General features: G+C 38.2%; 20 protein-coding genes and 2 pseudogenes. 17 read left to right on the plus strand and 5 right to left on the minus strand.

The window, feature by feature from the left end; translation table 11 throughout:
• Position 1: 1 nt before the first annotated feature.
• Both CCC20_RS06780 and CCC20_RS06785 read right to left on the minus strand, forming a co-directional pair.
• Positions 2–1,039, minus strand: coding sequence for a M42 family metallopeptidase (locus CCC20_RS06780; RefSeq protein WP_287179739.1), 1,038 nt, complete (start codon positions 1,037–1,039; stop codon positions 2–4).
• 67 nt (positions 1,040–1,106) lie between these two features.
• Entirely contained in the window at positions 1,107–2,129 is a 1,023-nt protein-coding gene (locus CCC20_RS06785; RefSeq protein WP_058692662.1) for a LacI family DNA-binding transcriptional regulator, read from the minus strand.
• Positions 2,130–2,309: 180 nt separating this feature from the next.
• Here CCC20_RS06785 and CCC20_RS06790 point away from each other — a divergent pair, with 180 nt between their 5' ends.
• From CCC20_RS06790 to CCC20_RS06810, 5 genes are read left to right on the plus strand one after another with little or no spacing between them, the layout of a single operon-like run.
• Positions 2,310–3,656, plus strand: coding sequence for an ABC transporter substrate-binding protein (locus tag CCC20_RS06790; RefSeq protein ID WP_058692663.1), 1,347 nt, complete (start codon positions 2,310–2,312; stop codon positions 3,654–3,656).
• On the plus strand, positions 3,643–4,518 hold the full coding sequence (locus CCC20_RS06795) for a carbohydrate ABC transporter permease (RefSeq protein WP_058692664.1): 876 nt from the start codon (positions 3,643–3,645) through the stop codon (positions 4,516–4,518). The genes CCC20_RS06790 and CCC20_RS06795 overlap by 14 nt, the downstream gene beginning before the upstream one ends.
• Position 4,519: 1 nt before the next feature.
• Complete coding sequence (locus CCC20_RS06800) at positions 4,520–5,371, plus strand: carbohydrate ABC transporter permease (RefSeq protein ID WP_058692665.1); 852 nt, start codon at positions 4,520–4,522, stop codon at positions 5,369–5,371.
• Positions 5,372–5,376: 5 nt separating this feature from the next.
• Positions 5,377–6,465, plus strand: a complete 1,089-nt coding sequence (locus tag CCC20_RS06805) for an ABC transporter ATP-binding protein (RefSeq protein ID WP_058692666.1) — start codon at positions 5,377–5,379, stop codon at positions 6,463–6,465.
• A 17-nt stretch (positions 6,466–6,482) separates the two neighbouring features.
• The gene (locus CCC20_RS06810; protein ID WP_202902962.1) at positions 6,483–7,949 is read left to right on the plus strand and encodes a glycoside hydrolase family 32 protein; all 1,467 of its coding nucleotides are present in this window, start codon (positions 6,483–6,485) and stop codon (positions 7,947–7,949) included.
• Positions 7,950–8,033: 84 nt separating this feature from the next.
• Here the strand turns inward: CCC20_RS06810 and nrdI are convergent, their stop codons facing one another.
• On the minus strand, positions 8,034–8,522 hold the full coding sequence (nrdI, locus tag CCC20_RS06815; protein WP_270619669.1) for a class Ib ribonucleoside-diphosphate reductase assembly flavoprotein NrdI: 489 nt from the start codon (positions 8,520–8,522) through the stop codon (positions 8,034–8,036).
• Positions 8,523–8,763: 241 nt separating this feature from the next.
• Here nrdI and CCC20_RS06820 point away from each other — a divergent pair, with 241 nt between their 5' ends.
• Together CCC20_RS06820 and CCC20_RS06825 are read left to right on the plus strand one after the other, a co-directional pair.
• Entirely contained in the window at positions 8,764–9,078 is a 315-nt protein-coding gene (locus tag CCC20_RS06820; protein WP_013642654.1) for a PTS cellobiose transporter subunit IIB, read from the plus strand.
• A gap of 16 nt (positions 9,079–9,094) precedes the next feature.
• A complete protein-coding gene (locus CCC20_RS06825; protein ID WP_270619670.1) occupies positions 9,095–9,412 on the plus strand; it encodes a PTS cellobiose transporter subunit IIA in 318 nt (105 codons plus the stop codon).
• Between the two features lie 173 nt (positions 9,413–9,585).
• Here the strand turns inward: CCC20_RS06825 and CCC20_RS06830 are convergent, their stop codons facing one another.
• Positions 9,586–10,986 (minus strand): glycoside hydrolase family 1 protein, encoded by a 1,401-nt coding sequence (locus CCC20_RS06830; protein WP_058833280.1) that lies wholly within the window; start codon positions 10,984–10,986, stop codon positions 9,586–9,588.
• Between the two features lie 158 nt (positions 10,987–11,144).
• Between CCC20_RS06830 and celB the strand changes: the two genes are divergently transcribed.
• From celB to CCC20_RS11490, 4 genes and pseudogenes are all read left to right on the plus strand, one after another.
• On the plus strand, positions 11,145–12,413 hold the full coding sequence (gene celB / locus CCC20_RS06835) for a PTS cellobiose transporter subunit IIC (protein WP_058692669.1): 1,269 nt from the start codon (positions 11,145–11,147) through the stop codon (positions 12,411–12,413).
• 52 nt (positions 12,414–12,465) lie between these two features.
• A complete protein-coding gene (locus CCC20_RS06840; RefSeq protein WP_020916047.1) occupies positions 12,466–13,191 on the plus strand; it encodes a GntR family transcriptional regulator in 726 nt (241 codons plus the stop codon).
• A gap of 73 nt (positions 13,192–13,264) precedes the next feature.
• Positions 13,265–14,215: a mannose-6-phosphate isomerase, class I gene (gene manA, locus CCC20_RS06845; RefSeq protein WP_058692886.1), complete on the plus strand. Its 951-nt coding sequence runs from the start codon at positions 13,265–13,267 to the stop codon at positions 14,213–14,215.
• A 97-nt stretch (positions 14,216–14,312) separates the two neighbouring features.
• Positions 14,313–14,399: pseudogene (locus CCC20_RS11490) on the plus strand (transposase); the annotation flags it as partial.
• A gap of 54 nt (positions 14,400–14,453) precedes the next feature.
• Here CCC20_RS11490 and CCC20_RS06850 read toward each other — a convergent pair.
• Positions 14,454–14,705 (minus strand): annotated as a pseudogene (locus CCC20_RS06850) (cellulase family glycosylhydrolase); the annotation flags it as partial.
• 465 nt (positions 14,706–15,170) lie between these two features.
• Here CCC20_RS06850 and CCC20_RS06855 point away from each other — a divergent pair.
• The 6 genes from CCC20_RS06855 to CCC20_RS06880 all read left to right on the plus strand — a co-directional run bounded on the left by CCC20_RS06855 (position 15,171) and on the right by CCC20_RS06880 (position 21,244).
• Positions 15,171–15,884, plus strand: coding sequence for a GntR family transcriptional regulator (locus CCC20_RS06855; RefSeq protein ID WP_020916050.1), 714 nt, complete (start codon positions 15,171–15,173; stop codon positions 15,882–15,884).
• A 33-nt stretch (positions 15,885–15,917) separates the two neighbouring features.
• Complete coding sequence (locus CCC20_RS06860) at positions 15,918–16,781, plus strand: ROK family protein (RefSeq protein ID WP_058692671.1); 864 nt, start codon at positions 15,918–15,920, stop codon at positions 16,779–16,781.
• 9 nt (positions 16,782–16,790) lie between these two features.
• The gene (locus tag CCC20_RS06865; protein ID WP_020916052.1) at positions 16,791–17,432 is read left to right on the plus strand and encodes an SGNH/GDSL hydrolase family protein; all 642 of its coding nucleotides are present in this window, start codon (positions 16,791–16,793) and stop codon (positions 17,430–17,432) included.
• Positions 17,433–17,584: 152 nt separating this feature from the next.
• Positions 17,585–19,804, plus strand: a complete 2,220-nt coding sequence (locus CCC20_RS06870; protein WP_013851427.1) for a RelA/SpoT family protein — start codon at positions 17,585–17,587, stop codon at positions 19,802–19,804.
• Between the two features lie 59 nt (positions 19,805–19,863).
• The gene (gene dtd / locus CCC20_RS06875; protein ID WP_003063063.1) at positions 19,864–20,307 is read left to right on the plus strand and encodes a D-aminoacyl-tRNA deacylase; all 444 of its coding nucleotides are present in this window, start codon (positions 19,864–19,866) and stop codon (positions 20,305–20,307) included.
• An 88-nt stretch (positions 20,308–20,395) separates the two neighbouring features.
• A complete protein-coding gene (locus CCC20_RS06880) occupies positions 20,396–21,244 on the plus strand; it encodes a helix-turn-helix domain-containing protein (RefSeq protein ID WP_013851428.1) in 849 nt (282 codons plus the stop codon).
• Positions 21,245–21,294: the final 50 nt, after the last annotated feature.

Genomic DNA, 21,294 nt, shown 5'->3' on the forward strand with positions numbered 1-21,294 from the left:
ATTATTCCACAATTGGGCTTTTTAGGTAAGCATCAACGAGGTGTTCTGTTGCTTGGACAGAGTCGATGTGTGTGCGTTCGTATGAGTGGCTTGATTCGATACCTGCGCCAAAGAGGGCGTGTTTGACTTCGGCACCTGCACGAAGAGCAGCAGAGGCGTCACTACCATAGTATGGGTAGATGTCTAATTTGTATGGAATTTTATTTTCTTCAGCTAGGGCAACAAGATGTTGGCGAAGTTCGAAGTTATAAGGCCCAGAACCGTCTTTGACGCAGATTGAAACGCTGTATTCATCTGTTTGTTGGTCATCACCCATTGCTCCCATATCGACCGAAAGGTATTCAACGGTTTCAACTGGGATGCTCGAATTTGCTCCGTGACCTAATTCTTCAAAAGCAGAAAAGTAGAAGTGTGTCGTGTATGGCAAAGTAATGTTTTGCGTTTTATATTCTTTAAGCAATTCAATTAAGATAGCTGCTGATACTTTGTCATCCAAGTGACGTGATTTGATGAAACCTGATTCGGTAACAACCACGCGTGGGTCAAATGAGATAAAGTCTCCAACTTCGATACCAAGGGCGCGTGTTTCTTTTTCGTTGGTTACTTTTTCGTCCAGACGAACTTCCATGTTAGCTTGATTGCGTTCAGCAGTTCCAGCATCTTTGTAGACATGAACAGAAGTTTGGTGCATAAGGATTGTACCACTAATTTTTTTACCATTTTTGGCAACGTGGATAGTACAATTTTCACCTTCGATAGCGTTGTAGACAAAGCCACCGATAAGGTCCATTTTAAGGCGGCCATCTGGTTTGACAGCACGAACCATGGCACCAAGGGTATCAAGGTGAGCTGTGACCACGCGGTGTTTGCTGTCATCTTTACCAGTGACAGTGACCATAACGCCACCTTTATTTGTGCGGACAGGCGCATAGCCGAAACTTTCAAGCTCAGCAATCACGTAATTCATAATGTGGCTTGTGTAGCCAGTAGGTGAAGGAATATTTGCAAGTTTTGTAATATAATCAACCGTAGTTTTCATGAGTTCTCCAATACATTTCTTATAACTGACCTCATTATACCATTTTTCTGTTAATTTTTAGGTATTCTTAATCAGTTGTATTTCGTTTGATTAGTTTTGGTGCAACTTCTCTATGTTGAATCGTCTGCTGTTTGCCTTTGGTTTTACGGTGTTCTTGGATTAAATCTTGTAAAATATCAAGGGCAGTTTCTGTGATTTTAGAGATGTCTTGTTTGATACTTGATAAAGGTAAAATAGCTTCGCTTGCGATTGGCGAATCGTCAAAACCGATGATTTTGTAATCGTCTGGCAAGTAACCGTATTTTTGGAAAACAGCATTTAAGAAAATGTTGGCATAAGTATCATTGGCTAGGAAAATTCCTTTGCGTTTGCCAGCGTAGTTTTTATCGATTTCTTTAAATAAACGAGTGATACTTTGACTGATTGCGCTGTAGTTGCTACCAAGGTCTTTTTGATAGATTTGATAAGGAATGTCGCTATCGCTAGAAATGGTTTTAAATCCAGCGATACGACCATAAGCAGGGATGCTCTCATCGACGAAGTTATTGATGTGAATGAGAATATCACAATTGTTTTTTATCAAATGGCTGGTTGCTTGTACCCCGCCAAGGTAGTTGTCGGCATTGACGCTACTGATAAATTGCGCTTCGCGCTCGATGCTAACGATAGGGATATTGTAGGATGCTAGTTCTTCTGATGGAATCGTATGACTAAGGGTAATCAAGCCTTGAATGTTGTAGGCTTGGAGTTCTTGGATATACTGACGTTCTACCTCGATATCATCATCGCCAAGGAAGACCAGAAACTTATAATGATTATCTGAGTAGCTAGTCAAAATTTGATTTAAAATGGCTGAGTAATAGTGAAAGTAGAGGTTTGGAATGATGATTCCGATGAATTCAGTCTGTCCCTTAGCTAGAACTTGAGCGATTTTATTTTCTTGGTACCCCAAATCATCAAGCGCTTTTTTGATAATGCTACGGTTTTTTTCAGTCAGTGAGTCAGGGTTGTTAAAATAGCGCGAGATTGTTGTTTTTGAAAAATTGGTATATTTTGCAATATCGGAAAAAGTGATTTTTTGTTTGCTCATACAGTGTTCCTTAAGTCTTCTTTATAACCTACAGTATATCTCTAAAATCCTTTTTAGTCAAAGAAGTAACCGGTTATATTTTTTAGAACTTTTTTAAAAATACTATTGACAAGGAAATAATTAAGGTGTAAACTTTAGTTAAAGTAACCGGTTACATTAAGAATAACTTTGGAGGGTGTTATGTGTAGAAGGGGCTTAAAAACATTAATGGTATCACTTTCTGCAGGGCTTTTGTTAACAGGATGCGGCAGCAGCAAACCTGAAGTTGGCAGTATAAAGGGGTATGACAAGGGAGAAGAGTATCTATCAATCTGGGTTCATTCAATTGAAGATACCGATGAAGGACAGGCTTATAAAGAATCGGTCAATGCCTTCAATAAAAAATACGACGGTAAATATTTTGCAGATATTGAATTTATTCCTCGAAATGATAGCGGTGGTGGTTATTCTGATAAAATCAATGCCTCTGTTATGTCTGGAGGATTACCTGATGTGTTGACGGTAGATGGTCCCAATATCGCAGCTTATGCAGAAAATGGTATTATTCAACCTTTGGCAAAATTATCGAATAAGGAAAAGAGTGCTTATCTTGACTCGATCATTGCTCAAGGAACTTATGATAATAAACTCTACGCTCTGGGAGCTATAGAGTCTAGCGTGGGGCTTTATTACAATAAAGATATTTTAGCTGAGGCTGGTGTTAGTGTACCTGACGCTAATCACCCATGGACTTGGTCAGAGTTTTTAGAGGTCTTGAAGAAAGTTCAACCGATTTGTGAAGAAAAAGGGGGGTATCCTTTGGATATGACTTTCCCAACGGGTGAGACAACGATTTATTTTTATGCACCGTTTTTCTGGTCAAATGGAGGTGACTTTGTTGACAAGAGTGGTTTGAAAGTTGATGGCATCTTTAATTCAAAAGAAAATCTAGAAACGGTTAACTACTTTAAACAAATTCTAGCAAATGGCTACATGTCAAAAGTTGCTATTAGTAATTTATTTGAAAGTGGACGTGCAGCCTTCAAAATCGATGGCGCGTGGGAAGTTAATTCGGTTTATACAAGTTATGAAAAATTAAATCTTGGTGTTGCTCCATACGTTGTTTCAGATAACTGGGATGGTGGTCGTTACACGCCAACAGGAGCTTGGGCATTTGCAGCTTCTAAAACGACAAAAAATATTAAAGGGGCAACAGAATTGGTTAAGTGGATGAGTGGCGTTGAAAGTGGCGAACGTCTTTGGGATAAAACCAAGGGTTTCCCTTCAACTTACGAAGCTTACAATCATATCAGTACATTCTCTGAAGATGCAAACTATGCCGCACTTTATAACCAATTGAAAGATTATGGACATCCTCGCTCAATCACACCGGTTTATCCGCAAGTTAGTGACCGTGTTCAGGCGGTTCTAGAAGATAGTGTTCTCTCTGGTGTAGATGCCAAGGAAGAACTTAATTACGCAGTTGATAAAATCGATGCTAAATTGAAGCGTTATGTTCTTGAGGAGAAAGAAAATGAAAAAGAATAAAGCTGAATCTATTATGGGGATGGCCTTCTTTGGCCCAGCTCTGGTCTTGTTATCGGTCTTCCTATTCATTCCTTTGATTTTGACGTTTGTCTTTAGTTTTACGGATTTCTTTGCATTAAATCCGAGTATGACTCACTTTGTTGGTCTGGATAATTTTAAAGAAGTCTTTAAAGATGATACTTTCCGCAAGGCCTTCTGGAACACGGTTAAATTTGTTTTAATCATTGTTCCACTACAGGGTGGCGGTGCTTTGTTACTAGCTTTGATTATTAACAAGGTTACCCATTTTAAAAAATATTTCAAGGTGGCTTTCTTTGTTCCGGTTGTTATGTCTTTGACTGTTGTATCAACCTTGTGGATTCAAATTTATAGCCCAGAAGGAATTCTTAATGCTATTTTAGGATTCTTTGGTATTGATGCTCAGCCTTTTATCAATAGTGCTGACCAAGCGCTACCTTCAATTGCCATCATGAGTGCTTGGCAAGGTGTTGGTTATCAAATGATTATCTTCCTTGGTGGTCTTCAAGGAATCAGCCCATCACTTTATGAGGCAGCTGAAATGGATCATGCGACACCATGGCAAAAATTCAAGGATATTACTTTACCAGAATTAAAACCATTGCTTGTTTTCGTCTTAATTACAGTAACAATTGGAGCCTTTCGTATGTTAGTTCAACCAATGGTTATGACTGGTGGTGGTCCTTCTAATTCAACTTATACTGTTGTGTACGATATTTACGAAACGGGTACTGTTAACTGGGAAATGGGACTTGCTTCAACTATGGCAATTGTCTTTGCTGTCTTTGTTATCATTTTAACTGTTATCCAAAATATCTTAACCAAAGACAAGGAGGAAAAATAATATGTTAACACAAAAGCAAAAGAGATGGAGTTGGATATTTTCAATAATTTTGCTCATTTTGTCCTTGTTCTTCCTCTTTCCAGTTATTTGGATGTTGGCTAATTCCTTTAAAGGTGATGCGGCTATCACCGCTGATATGAATGCCTTTAGAGCTTTTGTACCACCAGCATTAACAGGTTCATTTTTTGATAATTATGTGACCATTCTCTTTAATACACAGTTTATTCGTTACATGGTGAATACATTATTTTATGCAGCGATTTTGATTGTGCTTAGTATCGTTGTTAACGGACTTGCCGGCTATGCGCTTGCTAAAATAAAATTTCCATTTAGAGACCAATGGTTATTAATCATTCTAGCTTTGATGATTGTTCCAATGGAAACAACAATCACTATTCATTTCTTGATTATTGCTAAAGCAGGGCTTTTGAACACCATGCTTGGTTATATTTTACCGATGATTGTGTCACCGTTTAATATTTTCCTTTTCCGCCAAGTCTTTGTTGGACTTCCTGATGATGTCTACGAAGCTGCTCAATTGGATCATTGTGGACCGGTCAAATATTTCTTTACCATGGTTTTGCCAATGTCTAAATCAGTAGTTGCAACGGTCAGCGTCTTTACTTTCCTAGGTGTTTGGAATGATTATCTCTGGCCATCATTGGTATTTACATCAAGCGACTTATTAACAGCACAAATTGGTTTAAATGCGATTACATCAAATGATGCAACAACTGTTGGTCAAACTCTTGCTGTGATTACACTTGTTACCATTCCTGTTATTATCATCTATTCATTCTTCTCTAAATATATTGTCGAAGGTGTGATTTCAACAGGATCTAAGGAAGGATAAATCTTATGAGTTTTATTGAATTTAAAAATATCACAAAAAAATATAAAGGTAATGATAAAAATTCAGTGACTGATTTTACACTGGATGTTGATGAAAAAGAATTTATTGCATTTGTTGGGCCTTCTGGTTGCGGAAAATCAACAACGCTTCGTATGATGGCTGGTTTTGAAGAAATTACTAGCGGTGATTTGTACATTGATGGCAAACGTATGAATGAAGTGGCGCCGGCTGATCGTGGGATTTCAATGGTTTTCCAAAACTATGCCCTATATCCTCACATGACAGTTGAAAAAAACATTTCTTACGGTCTTAAAAATATGAAAGTACCTGCCGATGAAATCAAACGAAAAGTTGATTGGGCGATTGATATTTTGGGACTTGAAGAATATCGCAAACGTAAACCGAAAAATCTTTCTGGTGGTCAACGCCAACGTGTAGCGCTTGGTCGTGCGATTGTCAAAGACCAAAAAGTTTTCTTGATGGACGAACCGTTGTCTAACTTGGATGCCAAATTGCGTATCAGCATGCGCAATGAAATCAGTAAACTTCATCGTAAATTGGGGTCAACAACCATTTATGTTACCCATGACCAAGTTGAAGCGATGACTATGGCAGACCGTATTGTTATTATGAAAGATGGAGTTGTTCAACAAGTTGGGGCACCGATGGATCTTTACGAACATCCTGTTAATAAATTTGTTGCTGGCTTTATTGGCGCACCACAAATGAATTTTTACAATGTGTCTGTTAATGGTCAAACCATTGTATTTGAAGATGGCAATAGCATGGAAATCCCTGAGGTTATTGCTAAGAAATTAGCTGGTCGCAAGCGCGTGATTATGGGAATCCGCGGTGAAGATATCAAATTTGACCCAGCAAACCTTGAAGTTTATGCAGGAAATGAACAAAAGGCTGTTATCAACAACACTGAGATTATGGGAAATGAAAATAACCTTTATTTTGAATTTGGTGGTGAAACTACTGTTGCACGTGTGACAAAATACGACGTCAGTCAAATTGGTGACGACATAACATTTGTCTTCATGCCACATAAATTGCATTTCTTTGACATTGAAACTGAAGAAGTGATTTAGAAAAGTAGTAGGAAGGATTGTTTAAATTTATGCACACGCTTGAAGAAGCACAAAGTTATATTGAACAAAATCGTATTGATAAAAGAAAGCGCCCAGCATTTCATGTGACGGCACCGGTTGGCTGGATTAACGACCCAAATGGTTTTTCAACTTACCAAAATAAAGTACATTTGTTTTATCAATATCATCCCTATTCGACAAACTGGGGACCAATGCACTGGGGGCATGTTGTTAGCTCTGATATGATTAAATGGGAAGAGCGCCCTGTTGCTTTGGCGCCGGACCAAGCTTACGACCATGCTGGTGTTTTTTCAGGAAGTGCTCTGGAAACGCCAGAAGGACATGTTCTTATCTACACAAGTGTCGAAGAAAAAGAAGATGACACTGGCAATAAAACTGCTTACCAAACACAGTCTCTTGCAATCGGTGACGGCGAAAATTACCACAAAGTTCCCGAAAACCCTGTTATCCTTGGCAACCAACTCCCAGAAGGCTTCAATCAATCAGATTTTAGAGACCCTAAAGTCTGGTTCGAAGATGGTAAATATTGGTTGGTTGCAGGTAATTTAAGCAAAGAAAAGCATGGACAGATTGTTCTCTTTTCGAGTGACGATTTACGCCACTGGCAGTATGAAAATGTTTTGGCAGGCGATGAAGATGGTGTTATCGGAAAAATGTGGGAATGTCCTGACTTTTTCAAATTAGATGGAAAACATGTCTTAATCACTTCGCCACAAAACATGTCAGCGACAGCGTATGAATTTCATAATGGACACAACGCGGTTTATTTTGTTGGTGATTATGATGAAGACACACACACCTTTGACAAAGGTTGCCCACGTGCGCTCGATTATGGTTTAGATTTTTATGCGCCTCAGACGACTCAATTGCCAGATGGTCGTCGCATCTTGGTGGCATGGATGAAGTCATGGGATTCGCTAGCTATTCCTGATGGGCAAGAATGGCATGGCATGATGACTCTTCCACGTGAATTATCTCTTGAAAATGGCCAACTCGTCCAACGACCAATTCGCGAATTATCTGATTACCATGCCAATACGCTTGAATTTTCAGGAGTTATTGGCAAGTCGTTTAAAATGATTGAAGGGGTTTCTGGTCGCCAGATTGATATGACCTTGCGTTTATCTGGAACTGCTTATACATCATTTACCATTGATTTGGCAGTTGGTGTCAATCATTATACACGATTTACTTACAATCGCAGTCTTAATACGATTGAGGTTGACCGTACTTATTCTGGCTTGCAGGCTGATTTGAATTGCCAACGCAAAATGACGGTTTCATCTGCTGATAGCATTGAGTTACGCTTCATTTTGGATAGCCATTCGATTGAGTTATTTGTTAATGATGGTGAAAAAGTCATGTCGACAGAGATTCAAACGCCGCTTGATTCACAATCAATTCGTTTCTTCAGTGATGGTGAAACCAAACTCTCTTTGGTGAAACACGATATTATTCCTTAACCTTTCGGCTAAATTATCTATAATCTTAATCTCCTCAAGGTAGATAATTTAATCATAGAAAAAAGAAAGTGAGACATCCAAGACTCATAATCCCCTTGGATAGATTTCACTTTCTTTTTGTGCTGTTACAATAATCTTTGCTAGGCACTCAATATCAGCACTTGTTCCTCGTAATTCAAAATCACCCAACATCGGAAAACCAAAACGTTTGGCGTACTGTTTGGCTGTCAGGCAATACTGTTCATTGAAATTACGATTGCCAGAACCAATAATACCAAAACAATGTTTGTAGTTGTCATGAGCAGCAATGAAATCACCTAGCGGATTCGTCAAGATTTCAACATCACCTGAATCAATACCATTACCACCTTCAAGATAGGTTGGCAATACAGCAACAAAAGGTGTCGTGATTGGAAATGTTTCATGATTGAGTTCCTTGATATTAATGGTTTGTGTATCTAGGGAATAATGGTTCAGTAAGTGTTCAGTTAATCGTTTTACAAAGCTTTGTGTGTTACCGCTTAAACTGATATAAACAATGCTCAACGGAGCTAACCTTTTTTCTTGTGACATAATAACCATCCTACTATATATTGTGCTTCTCATAGTAATATAACACAATATATGGTTATAAACAAGAATTTAGCTCTGCAATTTAGATGATTTAGAAAGCGTTTAAATTTTTTAAAAAGTTTACACTTTAAAAAGAAAAGACTAGACATTTCAAAAAGTCTGTGATATACTTTTAGTAAAGATGTTGGGGAGCGTAAAACATCTTAAACAACTATTTTATATTTTAAAAGGGAGAATGACTATGTCAAAAGCATTGATTATCTGTGTAGCTGGAATGTCATCATCACTAATGGCCCAAAAAACAACAGACTTTTTCAAAAACCAAGGTAAAGACATCACTGTTGAAGCTATCAGCTCTAACGAAGGTGAACAAGTTATTACTGACGCAACTTACGATTTATATCTAGTTAGCCCACAAGCTGGTATGTACTATAACCAATTTGCAGCTGCTGGTGAAAAATCAGGTCGTCCAGTTGTTAAAGTTCCGCCACAAGCTTATGTTCCAATCCCAATGGGTGTTGAGAAAATGGCTAATCTTATCGTAGAAAACATTTAATGAGGTGTTGTTAGAGATGACTGAAGAAGAATTGCAACTTGCTGCTTTTGAAATTATCTTGCACAGCGGTAACGCCCGCACTTCTGTTCACGAAGCATTTGCTGCAATGAAAGAAGGCAAATATGACGAAGCAAAAGAAAAACTAGATGCTGCTGATGCAGAACTTTTGGAAGCACATCATGCTCAAACTGATTTGTTACAGAAATATGCAAGCGGTACCGAAGTTAAAATCGAGATTATTATGGTTCACGCACAAGATCATTTGATGACTACAATGACTTTGAAAGAAGTTGCCATCGAAATGATGCACATGTACAAAAAAATCAACGCTTAAACAAACACCATCTTTGATGGTGTTTTCTTAAATGAATTGCATTAAATAACACCTTATCGTTATCTGATAAGGTGTTTTTGTGAAATTAATAAAAGGATTTATGAGGAAAGCTCTTCTTTGAGGAGTAAGTAGAGCTAGGAATTGTTGAATTCTACTGGGATTAAGGTAGTGAATTAATCTTCAAATCCGTTATCGATGGTTACTTGTTTGAACCATTCACCAGATTTTTTAATAGTTTTGATTTGTGTATGGATATTATTTGAGATGAAACCGTAGCGGTTACGGTAAGCATTCATCCAAGACCAGCAATCGATTGGTGTCCAAAGGTGATAGCCAAAGCAGTTTGAACCTTCTTGGATACCACGGTGAAGGCAAGCCAAGTGTTCTTTGATGAAGTCGATGCGGTAATCATCTTGGATTTTTCCATTTTCATCCATGAAGCGTTCTTCGCGAGAAACACCCATACCATTTTCTGAGACAAACCAAGGGATATTTTTATAGTTATCACGAATGTTAATGGCGATGTCGTAAATGGCTTCTGGGTAGATTTCCCAACCTTTGTCGATGTTCATGCGACGACCTGGCATGTTGTATTCGTCATAGTAACGATTTGGCATCCAAGCACCGACAGAATTTGGTGCGATGTCTGGTGCTTTCACACGATTTGGGTGATAGAAGTTAACACCTAAGAAATCAATGGTATTTTCTTTAAAAATTTGAGCATCTTCAGGTTCTGTTTGCCAGATGACGCCATCTTTTTTGAGAACTTCTTCAAGTTCTTCTGGGAAATGCCCATTGATTGCTGGCTCAAGGAACATTTTGTTGTTCCAAAGTTCAGCAAAGTGTGCAGCAGCTTGGTCTTCTTTAGAATCAGAAGCAGCATAAGTTGGTGTTAAGTTTAAAACTGTACCAATGCGACCACCGTCTTTGTCTAAACCAAGTTCTCTGAATTTAGCGATGGCTTTTGCTGAAGCGATGTTTAAGTTGTAGGCAACTTGAACAGCTTTTTTACCATCAACTAATTTTGGATAGTGGAATTGATAGAGGTATTCACCGTCGACAACAACCATTGGTTCGTTGTGAGTTGTCCAGTCTTTGACGCGGTCACTGAAAGCCTTGAAAGCTTGTTCAGCAAAACCAACATAAAGGTCAACCACGTGGCGTGATTCCCAACCTCCATATTTGTGATAAAGCTCGACAGGTAAATCAAAATGGTGTAGGTTCATAATTGGACGAATGCCATTTTCGATGAAGCAGTCAATAACGTCATTATAGAAGTCTACTGCATCTTGATTAACGGTATTTTTTTCGAGGTCATCAATCAAGCGTGTCCATTGAATAGAAGTACGAACACTGTTGAGACCGATTTTCTTCATCAAAGCAATGTCTTCTTTGTAACTATTATAGAAGTTTGATGCTGTGTCTGGACCAACTTGGTTGTAAAAAGCTTCAGGTTCTATTTCGTACCAGTAATCAAACATATTGGCATGTTTTTTATGGAAACGACCCTCGCTTTGAGGACCAGATGTCGCAGCTCCCCACCAGAAGTCTTCTGGAAATGTGTAAGTTGCCATAAGATTCTCCTTAAAAATATATATTTTTTGATTTTACAAGTACAATTATACACTTTTTAAAATAAAAGACAATATTTTTATATAAAAAGACTAGACTTTTATAAAAAATAAGTTATAATGATAATGTAAAAACAAACTTAATGGAAAGAGGAGTGTTTATGAACAAGTTTCTAGATGCTATCAGTGACAAACTTTTGCCTTTGGCAAACAAATTGGCTTCCAATCGCTACTTGTCGATTTTACGTGATGCCTTCATGCTTGCCTTCCCGTTGACCATGTTTGGATCAATTGTTGTCGTTATTTCTAACCTTCCTTTTTTAAACGATGGCACGAAAGCGCTTTTATCAAATCTGTTTGGTAATGCACAAAATGCGACAATGTCGATTATGACCGTCTTTGTAACCTGGGGAATTGGTTACTACCTATCTAAATCATATGATGAAGATGGTATTTTTGGCGGAGCAATTGCATTTGCAAGTTTCCTTCTTTTAACACCGTTTTACACTTTGACAGATAAAGGTCAAGAAGTATCTAACGTTCTTAGCCTAGATCGCTTAGGGGCAAAAGGCATGTTCCTAGGAATGATTGTGTCATTTATCGCAACTGAAATTTACTGCCGCGTCAGCAAAAAAGGTTGGCAAATTAAAATGCCTGACAGCGTGCCACCTGCAGTTGCAAAATCATTTGCTGCTTTGATTCCAGCAGTTTTGACATTATCAATCTTCACAGCGCTTAATGCAATCGTAACAGGTGCTTTCAATACAAACCTTCACGATGTGATTTATAATGTTATCCAAATGCCTTTGGTTGGTCTTGGTAGTAGTATTTGGGCGACACTTATTGCCATCTTTTTTATCCAATTCTTGTGGTTCTTTGGTCTTCACGGACAAATCCTTGTTAACTCTGTTATGGACCCAATTTGGAACACTTTGATGTATGATAACTTGGATGCTTATAAAGCAGGTGAACATATTCCTCACATTATTTCAAAACCATTCATGGAAACATTCACTGTTGGTCTTGGTGGTTCAGGGATGACTCTTGCGGTCGTTATCATCATGGCATTTATCATGAAGAAAAAACAATACCGTGACGTTGGTCGTTTGGCACTTGGTGCTGGTATCTTTAACGTTAATGAACCTGTTATCTTTGGTTTGCCAATCGTTTTGAATGCTACAATTCTTATTCCTTGGGTGATTTCACCAATCATCGTTACAGCTCTTAACTACTTCGTAATGGCAATTGGCCTTGTTCCTGCACCAACAGGAGTATCTGTTCCTTGGACTGTGCCAGTCTTCTTTAGTGGTATAATTGCGACAAACTCACTTGCTGGCGGTCTTCTTCAAATTATTGACTGCTTGATTGTCGGATTTATCTGGCTACCATTCTTGCATATGCTGGACAAACAACCTGATTCTGCGCTATAATAAGACTATAAGTTTTAAAAATTAGTCTATATAAGTGGAATAGGAGCGATCTATGTCAAAATATGAAGAGATTGCAGGGATTATTCGAACAAGGATTTCAGACGGAACTTACCCAATTGATTCGATGCTGCCGATTCAATCTAACTTGGCAAAAGAATTTGGGGTAAGTCGAATGACTATCAAAAAAGCTATTGAGATGTTAACCATTGAAGGTTTGGTCCTTTCAAAACAAGGTAATGGAACGAAAGTTTTAAATTCATCGTTTTGGGATAAAGAGGATTCGAGATTTCGATTGAACAACTACAATGGCTTAAGCCACGACATGAAGGATGATTCTCGCAAATTAACGAGCAAAATCATTGAATTTACCGTTGAATTTCCTGATGTGGAGATTGCTGAACGTCTTCAGGTCGAACAATCAGCACCAGTTTACAAAATTATTCGTCTACGTTTGCTAGATGGTAAACCATATGCTCTTGAGCATACTTATATGGCGTGTGACTTGGTTCCTGGATTGGATGATAGCATTTTGTTGGCATCGGTTTATGATTATCTTTGGAACACTTTGCATCTTAAATTTGCTGGATCTTATCGTCATATTACTGCTGAAAAACCTGATCAATACGATAAAGACCATTTAGCTTGTCGGGATGATGATCCTATTTTGCAAGTGGAACAAGTTGTTTATTTGGAAAATGGTAGACCAATTGAGTATTCACGCACGAGAAATCGTTATGATGTACGCGGATATTCACTGTTGGATGTTAAGAATATTTAGCTGGGAAACCCAAAAGAACTTTGGGTTTCTTCGTGGTAGACAAGCAGATTTGCTTGAAGAAAGGAAATTTTTTATGGCAGAACCATTATTTTTAAAAGCACAAATGCATGATAAAATTTGGGGCGGAACAAAACTTCGCGACGAATTTGGTTACGATATTCCGACTGAAACGACTGGTGAATATTGGGCTATTTCAGCTCACCCAAATGGTGTTTCAATTGTGGATAATGGTACATATAAAGGTGAAGGTTTAGATAAACTTTATCGTGAGCACAAAGAACTTTTTGGAAGTCCAAAATCAGAAGTCTTTCCATTATTGACAAAAATTCTTGATGCTAACGATTGGCTTAGTGTACAAGTTCACCCAGATGATGCTTATGCCCTTGAACATGAAGGTGAACTCGGTAAGACAGAATGTTGGTATGTCATTGCTGCTGATGAAGATTCAGAAATCATTTATGGTCATAATGCCAAATCAAAAGAAGAACTTGCTGAGATGATTGAAGCAGGCAAATGGGACGATTTGTTGACAAAAGTTCCAGTCAAAGCTGGTGATTTCTTCTACGTACCAAGTGGTACAATGCACGCTATCGGTAAAGGTATCTTGATTTTGGAAACACAACAATCAAGTGATACAACTTATCGTGTTTACGATTTTGACCGTCGTGATGCGGCTGGAAACCTTCGCGACTTGCACATTAAACAATCAATTGATGTTCTAACAATTGGTGAACCTGCAAACAGCACACCTGTGACTGTAGATGTGGATAACTTGAGTTCAAGCCTTTTGGTGTCAAATGAATTCTTCGCTGTTTACAAATGGGTTGTGTCAGGTGCCGTAAACTTTACCCAAACAGCGCCATATTTGTTAGTAAGTGTTCTTTCAGGTCAAGGTAGCTTGACTGTGGATAACCGTGTTTATAACCTTAAAAAAGGTGATCATTTCATCTTGCCAAACGATGTAAAATCATGGCAACTTAATGGCGATTTAGAAATTATCGCTAGCCATCCAAATGAAAAATAAATGTTCGTAAGCATGAGTGAAATAAAAAATCCGAGAGACATTCTGAACCGCACCCCAAAAGTTAGACACAAAATCTAACGATTGGGGTGCTTTTTGTATGAAATTAACTTATGAAGATAAACTAGAAATCTATAAACTCAGAAAACAAGGTGTGTCTTGGCCTCAGCTGGGTCAAACCTATGATGGTATTTTTTATTCCAACGTTACGAAGTTTGGGGATAACTTGTTGATAACCTGCTGCCCAGTTTGAACTATCCCAAGCTCCGCCCCATTCATTGGCAATATTTAAGATGACGTGGTCTTCGTTTCCAATGAGAGCATCTTTCATTTCCATCCAGTAATTAGCAGTATTTTCCAAATATTGAATGTTCTCTGAACCAGTAGCATCGTGTGCTTCGACGATAGCAATCAAGTGGTTGTCTTTACAAAGTGTGATGAGTTTTTGAATTTCTGTTAGTGAAGTTTTGCTGTATTGCTGCCCGTCTCCCATAACGATACGAATACAGTTTTATTAGTTTTCTCCCCCTAAAAAAGTTTTAGGCCCTTATGTTTTGAATGTAACTTTTTTCCGCGGTTAATAAAGTAATTGTATAAAAATAATCAAAAAAAGTTTCAGGAAGCGCATTCAAAAAAAGCATAACATAATTTTTTGTAAAAATATATACTTTTATAAAATAAGATGATAAAATGGAGCTGTCAAAAGAAAGAGGTGGCGAATAGCTTATTGATTGACAAATTTATTATCCGATAATTGAAAAATTTTATTAGTTAACCATAAAAATCAGAGCAACTTTTAAAATCTCCTGGGCTGTTTTGATTTTTTATGGTTACATTTTATGGGAAAATGTATCATTTGCAAGAAATTATCAATTAACATTTGGAACTTTAGCTCTTCTAGTTTAAAATATAGATAATAATATGCATTAGTTTATATATTAGATTTAGAGGAGAAGTAATGGAAAAATATAACCTTATTGCAAATGATGTGCGTAAGAAAATTTTAGAAGGTGTTTATCAACCGAATGAACAACTGCCTTTTGAAAAAGATTTTTGTCGCACGTACAAGGTTAGTAAGATGACGGTCAAAAAAGCCTTAGATATTCTCGTTACAGAAGGCTTGATTTACAAACGTCGTGGGGCAGGGACTTTTGTTATGGACCTGTCAGTTGAAAAAATGAAGAAAATGTTGATGGATATCCAAATGATGGGGACAACAGCATTTTATCCAGACAAAAAAATTACAAGTCGCGTGATTGATTTTACGGTTGTGAAAGCAGATGCGAAAATTGCAGAAAAACTAAAAATTAAGGAAACAAGCTTCGTTTATAAAATTCATCGTGTCCGCTTAGTTGATGATAAACCAACGGTTATCGAAGAAACTTACATGCCAATCGATTTGATTACAAGTTTGAAAATCGAGCATGTGGAAAATTCGATTTATGATTATATTGAAAATGATCTTGGTTTAAAAATTCAATCAGGCCACCGTACGATTACTGTTCGTCGTACGACGGATGAGGAAGCTAATTACTTGTCACTTGAAAAAGGTGACCCAGTAGCAGTAGCTGTTCAAACGGGTTATTTAACAAATGGTGCTGCGTTTGAATATTCAATTAGTACACATCGCTATGATGAATTTTCATTAGAGATTGTTTTAACACACCGCTAGCAGTGTTTTTGCTAGGTAGAAATGGAGAAGAAAATGAATTTAGTCGTGTTTGATATTGGTGGAACTTCTGTGAAATATGGCCGTTACCAAGATAGTGCCATTGATAAAAAAGGTTCCTTTCCAACTCCCAAAACTTGGGAAGAAATGAAAGAAAACTTGCATCGTGTCTTTACAGAATTGTCAGATGCAGATACCAAAGGGGTTGCTATTTCAAGCCCTGGTGCTGTGGATACTGAAGAAGGTGTGATTAAAGGATTTAGTGCTATTCCATACATTCATAACTTCAAGATTATTGATGAATTGGAAGCTATGTTTGGCCTACCTGTGACTATCGAAAATGATGCTAACTGTGCTGGCCTTGCTGAAAGTCAATTTGGTATCGGAAAAGATAGCAAAAAATCAATTTATTTCATTCTTGGGACAGGTATTGGTGGTGCAGTTTGCCTTGATGGTAAATTGTACAAAGGAAGTAGTCTTTACGGTGGTGAATTTGGTTTCATGATTATCAAAGACGGCATTACGCTTAGTAACCTAGCTAGTCCCGTTGCCGTAGCTAAAAAATACGCTAAAGAGCATGGCTTGACTGATTTTACTGGCAAAGATTTATTTGATTTAGCAGATGCTGGCAATAGTGATGCTAAGGCTGCCTTGTCAGAAATGTATGATGTCATTGCTATCGGTATTTTCAACTGCCTTGTCAGCATTAACCCTGATTTGGTTGGTATTGGTGGCGGTATTTCTGCGCGTGAAGATGTGGTGCCAGAGCTTGATAAACGTATCAAAGCTTTAATTGAAATAACAAATGCGCGTGAATTAGACTATCAATTAAAAGTCTGTCAATTTAGGAATGATGCCAATCTATTTGGAGCTGTTTCTAACTTTTTAAACACAAAGTGAGGCAGCCATATGGAAATTAGAAAGAATGACCGTATTGTCTTTTTTGGTGATAGTATCACTGAGTGGGGACGTGACAAAGCGGACCCAGTAAGTCTCGGAACTGGCTTTGTGAGCTTAGTAGCAGCTGATTTGTTGGAGCATCATAGAGATTTTCATTTACAATGTTTCAACCGAGGAATCGGTGGCAATAAAGTTCAAGATTTGTTGGACCGCGTTGATACTGACTGCCTTTCTTTGAAGCCAGATGTTGTGATTTTAATGGTTGGGATTAACGATGTTTGGCATTTAGTTGGTAAAGATGGTTTTGCTAGCGATAGCGAGCAAGAGCGTTTTGAGACGATTTATCGACAATTGTTGCAAAGTTTGAAGAGTGCGGGAGTTGAGCGAATTTTGCTGATGGAACCTTATGTTCTAGATTACCCAGAAGACCGTATGACTTGGCGTAAAGACCTTGATCCAAAGATTCAGATTGTCCGCCACTTGGCGCGTGAATTCAGTCTTAAATTAGTTCCGCTTGATGGTTTGATGAATGAGCAAGCTTTGCTTAATGGCAGACGCGAACTGACAGGTGAAGACGGTGTTCATCCAACCTTGGCAGGAGCAACCGTTATCGCTCAAGAAATTTTAAAACGCCTGACTTTTGTTTACTGACATAATGCACCAGATTTTGGTTGAAAACTAAAAAGTTGACCTGAACAGTTTTTGGTTCAGGTCTTTTTATCTAATGCATTGGTATTTTGGGGCGTTTAGTGTTAAAATAGTAACAATATAAATCTGTATGCGAGAGAAAAGAAGAGGTCTTTATGGCAAAAACTGTGAATTTAACGGGCGAAGAGGTGGTTGCACTCACAGCCCAATACATGAGCGAATCTGATGTGGCAATTGTTCAAAAGGCATTGGATTACGCAACAAAAGCACATATTTCTCAAGTTAGGCAATCAGGTGAGCCTTACATTATTCACCCTATCCAAGTTGCAGGTATTTTAGCAGATTTGCATCTTGATGTGGTGACGGTAGCTTGCGGTTTTTTGCATGATGTTGTTGAAGATACTGAAGTTACTTTAGATGACATTGAAGCGGAATTTGGCAAAGATGTTCGTGATATTGTCGATGGTGTTACAAAACTTGGTAAAGTTGAGTACAAATCACATGAAGAACAATTGGCAGAAAATCACCGTAAAATGTTGATGGCGATGTCTAAGGACATTCGTGTTATTTTGGTTAAATTGGCAGACCGTCTCCACAATATGCGCACTTTAAAACATCTGCGTAAAGATAAGCAAGAGCGTATTTCACGAGAAACAATGGAAATCTATGCACCCCTAGCTCATCGTTTGGGGATTAGCCGTATCAAGTGGGAATTGGAAGATTTGTCCTTCCGTTATCTTGATGAAATTGAGTTCTACAAGATTTCTCACATGATGAAAGAAAAGCGTCGTGAACGTGAAGCTTTGGTTGATGAAATTGTTAAGAAAATCAAGGATTACACGCAAGAACAAGGGCTTTATGGTGAAGTTTACGGACGACCAAAACACATTTACTCGATTTATCGCAAAATGCGTGACAAGAAAAAACGTTTTGACCAAATTTACGATTTGATTGCCATTCGTTGTATTATGGAAACGCCGAGCGATGTTTATGCCATGGTCGGCTATATTCATGAATTGTGGCGTCCAATGCCTGGTCGTTTTAAGGATTACATTGCTGCGCCTAAAGCTAATGGTTACCAATCTATTCATACGACAGTTTATGGTCCAAAAGGTCCGATTGAGATTCAAATTCGTACCAAAGAAATGCACCAAGTTGCCGAATACGGGGTTGCTGCTCACTGGGCTTACAAGCAAGGTATCAAAGGGAAAGTTGACAACCAAGAACAAGCCGTCGGCATGAACTGGATTAAGGAATTGGTGGAATTGCAAGACGCTTCAAACGGTGATGCGGTTGATTTCGTTGATTCGGTTAAGCAGGATATTTTCTCAGAACGTATCTATGTCTTTACACCAACAGGTGCCGTGCAAGAATTGCCAAAAGATTCAGGTCCGATTGACTTTGCCTATGCTATCCATACGCAGGTTGGGGAAAAAGCAGTTGGTGCTAAGGTTAACGGACGTATGGTGCCACTGACCGCTAAATTGAAAACAGGTGATGTGGTTGAGATTGTCACTAATCCTAATTCATTTGGTCCAAGTCGTGATTGGATTAAAATTGTCAAAACCAATAAAGCTCGCAATCGCATTCGCCAATTTTTCAAAAATCAAGATAAAGAAACCTCAATTAATAAAGGTCGCGAGCTTTTAGTGGATTATTTCCAAGAGCAAGGCTATGTGGCTAACAAATACCTTGATAAAAAGCATATTGAAGAAATTTTGCCACGCTTTAGCGTTCGTAGCGAAGAAGCCTTGTACGCTGCTGTCGGTTTTGGTGAAATTAGCGCTGCTTCTGTCTTTAATCGATTGACAGAAAAAGAACGCCGTGAAGAAGAACGTGCGAAGGCGAAAGCTGAAGCCGAAGAACTGATGAACGGTGGCGAAGTTAAAACCGAAAACAAAGATGTTCTGAAAGTTCGTAGCGAAAATGGCGTTATTATCCAAGGAGCTTCAGGTCTCTTGATGCGTATTGCCAAATGTTGTAACCCAGTCCCAGGAGACCCAATCGAAGGTTATATCACTAAGGGGCGTGGGGTGGCTATTCACCGTGCAGATTGTCATAATATCAAGAGCCAAGAGGGTTACGAACAACGTCTTATTGAAGTTGAATGGGATGATACTAGTGCCAGCAATGATTACTTGGCTGAAATTGACATTTACGGACTTAATCGTTCAGGTTTGCTCAATGATGTGCTTCAAGTGTTATCAAATGCCACTAAGAATATTTCAACTGTCAATGCCCAACCAAGTAAAGATATGAAATTTGCTAATATTCACGTCAGCTTTGCCATTCCAAACTTAACAGCATTGACAACTGTCGTTGATAAAATCAAAATTATTCCAGATGTTTACTCTGTCAAACGAACAAATGGGTAATGAGTGCGTTTTTCAAGCGAGTTGACTTTGTCAGCCCGCTTTTTTAGAAAGGATTGTATATGAAAGTTGTTATTCAGCGTGTCAAGAAAGCCCAAGTCGTGATTGATGAGGAGCTTGTCGGTGATATTAAACAAGGCTTGTTGCTTTTGGTTGGGGTCGGTCCAGATGATGAGCAAGAGGACCTTGATTATGCGGTGCGAAAAATCACGAATATGCGGATTTTTTCAGATGATATGGGAAAAATGAATTTATCTGTTCAAGATGTCAAGGGAAGCATTTTATCGGTGTCACAGTTTACCTTGTTTGCGGATACGAAAAAGGGTAACCGACCAGCCTTTACTGGTGCTGCCAAACCTGACAAAGCCGAGCAATTATACAATGCCTTCAATGAAGCACTAGCGCAATACGTTCCTGTTGAAACAGGCGTTTTCGGAGCTGATATGTATGTTAGTCTTGTCAATGATGGTCCTGTTACCATTATCTTGGATACTAAGGCACGCTAATCCCTTGATTGAAGTAGAGACTTATTGCATTGAATTAATATAAAACTGGTATTAATTTCGCAACAGTTATTAAAAATGGAGGTAAATCATGTCACTAGATGAATTGTTTCCTGAAGCGACATCAAAAGGAAATATCCAAAATCCAGAAGAATGGCTTATTTTAGAAGAAAATGGAACGTCTTATTATCTTCCTCTAGCCAGTCTTAGTGAGCGTGAAAAAGCATTGCTGACGCTTAAAAAGATGACGATTTCAGCTAGTCGTGTTTCTGAAAATCCTTGGTATCAGTATTTGGTGCAAAAAAAGGGCAGTTTACCCCAAGAGTACAAACGCCTTCAGATGATTTACATTGACCATCAATATCGATTACCAGAAGAATTGGTTGATTTTTTAGCAACTCTTTTACCAAATATGATTACAGAAGTCAGTCTTTCAGATAATCGGACCATTCTTTTGCTGGATCAATCAGAGCTGATTGAGGTAGAAGAATTGGTAAAAGATGTTTTACCAACTTTGGAAAATGATTTTGGGATTAAATTGACTGTTTTCTTTGGCAATGGCTGGAGTAAATTGCAAGCAAATGATTTGCAGGCTTATTTCGATGAAGAAACCAAGCTTTTTTCTGATGTGAGTCACTATCGTGGTAACGAACGGGTGGCGACGTTTTCTGAAATGTTGTTGTTAGACTTTGCACGTCATCTTGATATTCCAACGATAAAACACAAAATATTGCAATCTATTGATGATAGCAAGGATATTCGAGCTATCATTGTTGCCATGTGGCAGGAGCAGGGAAATCTTGCCAAAACGGCACAAAGTCTTTATATTCATCGAAATTCACTTCAATATAAATTAGAAAAATTTCGATTGTTGTCTGGTTTGAATTTGAAAAATCTTGATAGCCTTGCTTTTTGCTATCTCCTAATCATGATGCCATAATTTTTGGGCACTTTGCACAAAAAATCTTGTCATTTCTGTCTATAGTATGT

This window comes from Streptococcus sp. LMAG:39 (assembly GCF_008680485.1).
GTDB classification, from domain to species: domain Bacteria; phylum Bacillota; class Bacilli; order Lactobacillales; family Streptococcaceae; genus Streptococcus; species Streptococcus pasteurianus.

Excerpts from the sequence above, each read along its gene's own strand:
- CCC20_RS06855 (WP_020916050.1), top strand. The coding sequence starts at position 15,171 with ATGGAAAAATATAACCTTATTGCAAATGATGTGCGTAAGAAAATTTTA.
- CCC20_RS06865 (WP_020916052.1), top strand. The coding sequence starts at position 16,791 with ATGGAAATTAGAAAGAATGACCGTATTGTCTTTTTTGGTGATAGTATC.
- CCC20_RS06830 (WP_058833280.1), bottom strand. The coding sequence starts at position 10,986 with ATGGCAACTTACACATTTCCAGAAGACTTCTGGTGGGGAGCTGCGACA.
- CCC20_RS06870 (WP_013851427.1), top strand. The coding sequence starts at position 17,585 with ATGGCAAAAACTGTGAATTTAACGGGCGAAGAGGTGGTTGCACTCACA.
- CCC20_RS06820 (WP_013642654.1), top strand. The coding sequence starts at position 8,764 with ATGTCAAAAGCATTGATTATCTGTGTAGCTGGAATGTCATCATCACTA.
- nrdI (WP_270619669.1), bottom strand. The coding sequence starts at position 8,522 with ATGTCACAAGAAAAAAGGTTAGCTCCGTTGAGCATTGTTTATATCAGT.
- CCC20_RS06840 (WP_020916047.1), top strand. The coding sequence starts at position 12,466 with ATGTCAAAATATGAAGAGATTGCAGGGATTATTCGAACAAGGATTTCA.
- dtd (WP_003063063.1), top strand. The coding sequence starts at position 19,864 with ATGAAAGTTGTTATTCAGCGTGTCAAGAAAGCCCAAGTCGTGATTGAT.
- celB (WP_058692669.1), top strand. The coding sequence starts at position 11,145 with ATGAACAAGTTTCTAGATGCTATCAGTGACAAACTTTTGCCTTTGGCA.
- manA (WP_058692886.1), top strand. The coding sequence starts at position 13,265 with ATGGCAGAACCATTATTTTTAAAAGCACAAATGCATGATAAAATTTGG.
- CCC20_RS06785 (WP_058692662.1), bottom strand. The coding sequence starts at position 2,129 with ATGAGCAAACAAAAAATCACTTTTTCCGATATTGCAAAATATACCAAT.
- CCC20_RS06790 (WP_058692663.1), top strand. The coding sequence starts at position 2,310 with ATGTGTAGAAGGGGCTTAAAAACATTAATGGTATCACTTTCTGCAGGG.
- CCC20_RS06880 (WP_013851428.1), top strand. The coding sequence starts at position 20,396 with ATGTCACTAGATGAATTGTTTCCTGAAGCGACATCAAAAGGAAATATC.
- CCC20_RS06800 (WP_058692665.1), top strand. The coding sequence starts at position 4,520 with ATGTTAACACAAAAGCAAAAGAGATGGAGTTGGATATTTTCAATAATT.
- CCC20_RS06795 (WP_058692664.1), top strand. The coding sequence starts at position 3,643 with ATGAAAAAGAATAAAGCTGAATCTATTATGGGGATGGCCTTCTTTGGC.
- CCC20_RS06780 (WP_287179739.1), bottom strand. The coding sequence starts at position 1,039 with ATGAAAACTACGGTTGATTATATTACAAAACTTGCAAATATTCCTTCA.
- CCC20_RS06805 (WP_058692666.1), top strand. The coding sequence starts at position 5,377 with ATGAGTTTTATTGAATTTAAAAATATCACAAAAAAATATAAAGGTAAT.
- CCC20_RS06860 (WP_058692671.1), top strand. The coding sequence starts at position 15,918 with ATGAATTTAGTCGTGTTTGATATTGGTGGAACTTCTGTGAAATATGGC.
- CCC20_RS06825 (WP_270619670.1), top strand. The coding sequence starts at position 9,095 with ATGACTGAAGAAGAATTGCAACTTGCTGCTTTTGAAATTATCTTGCAC.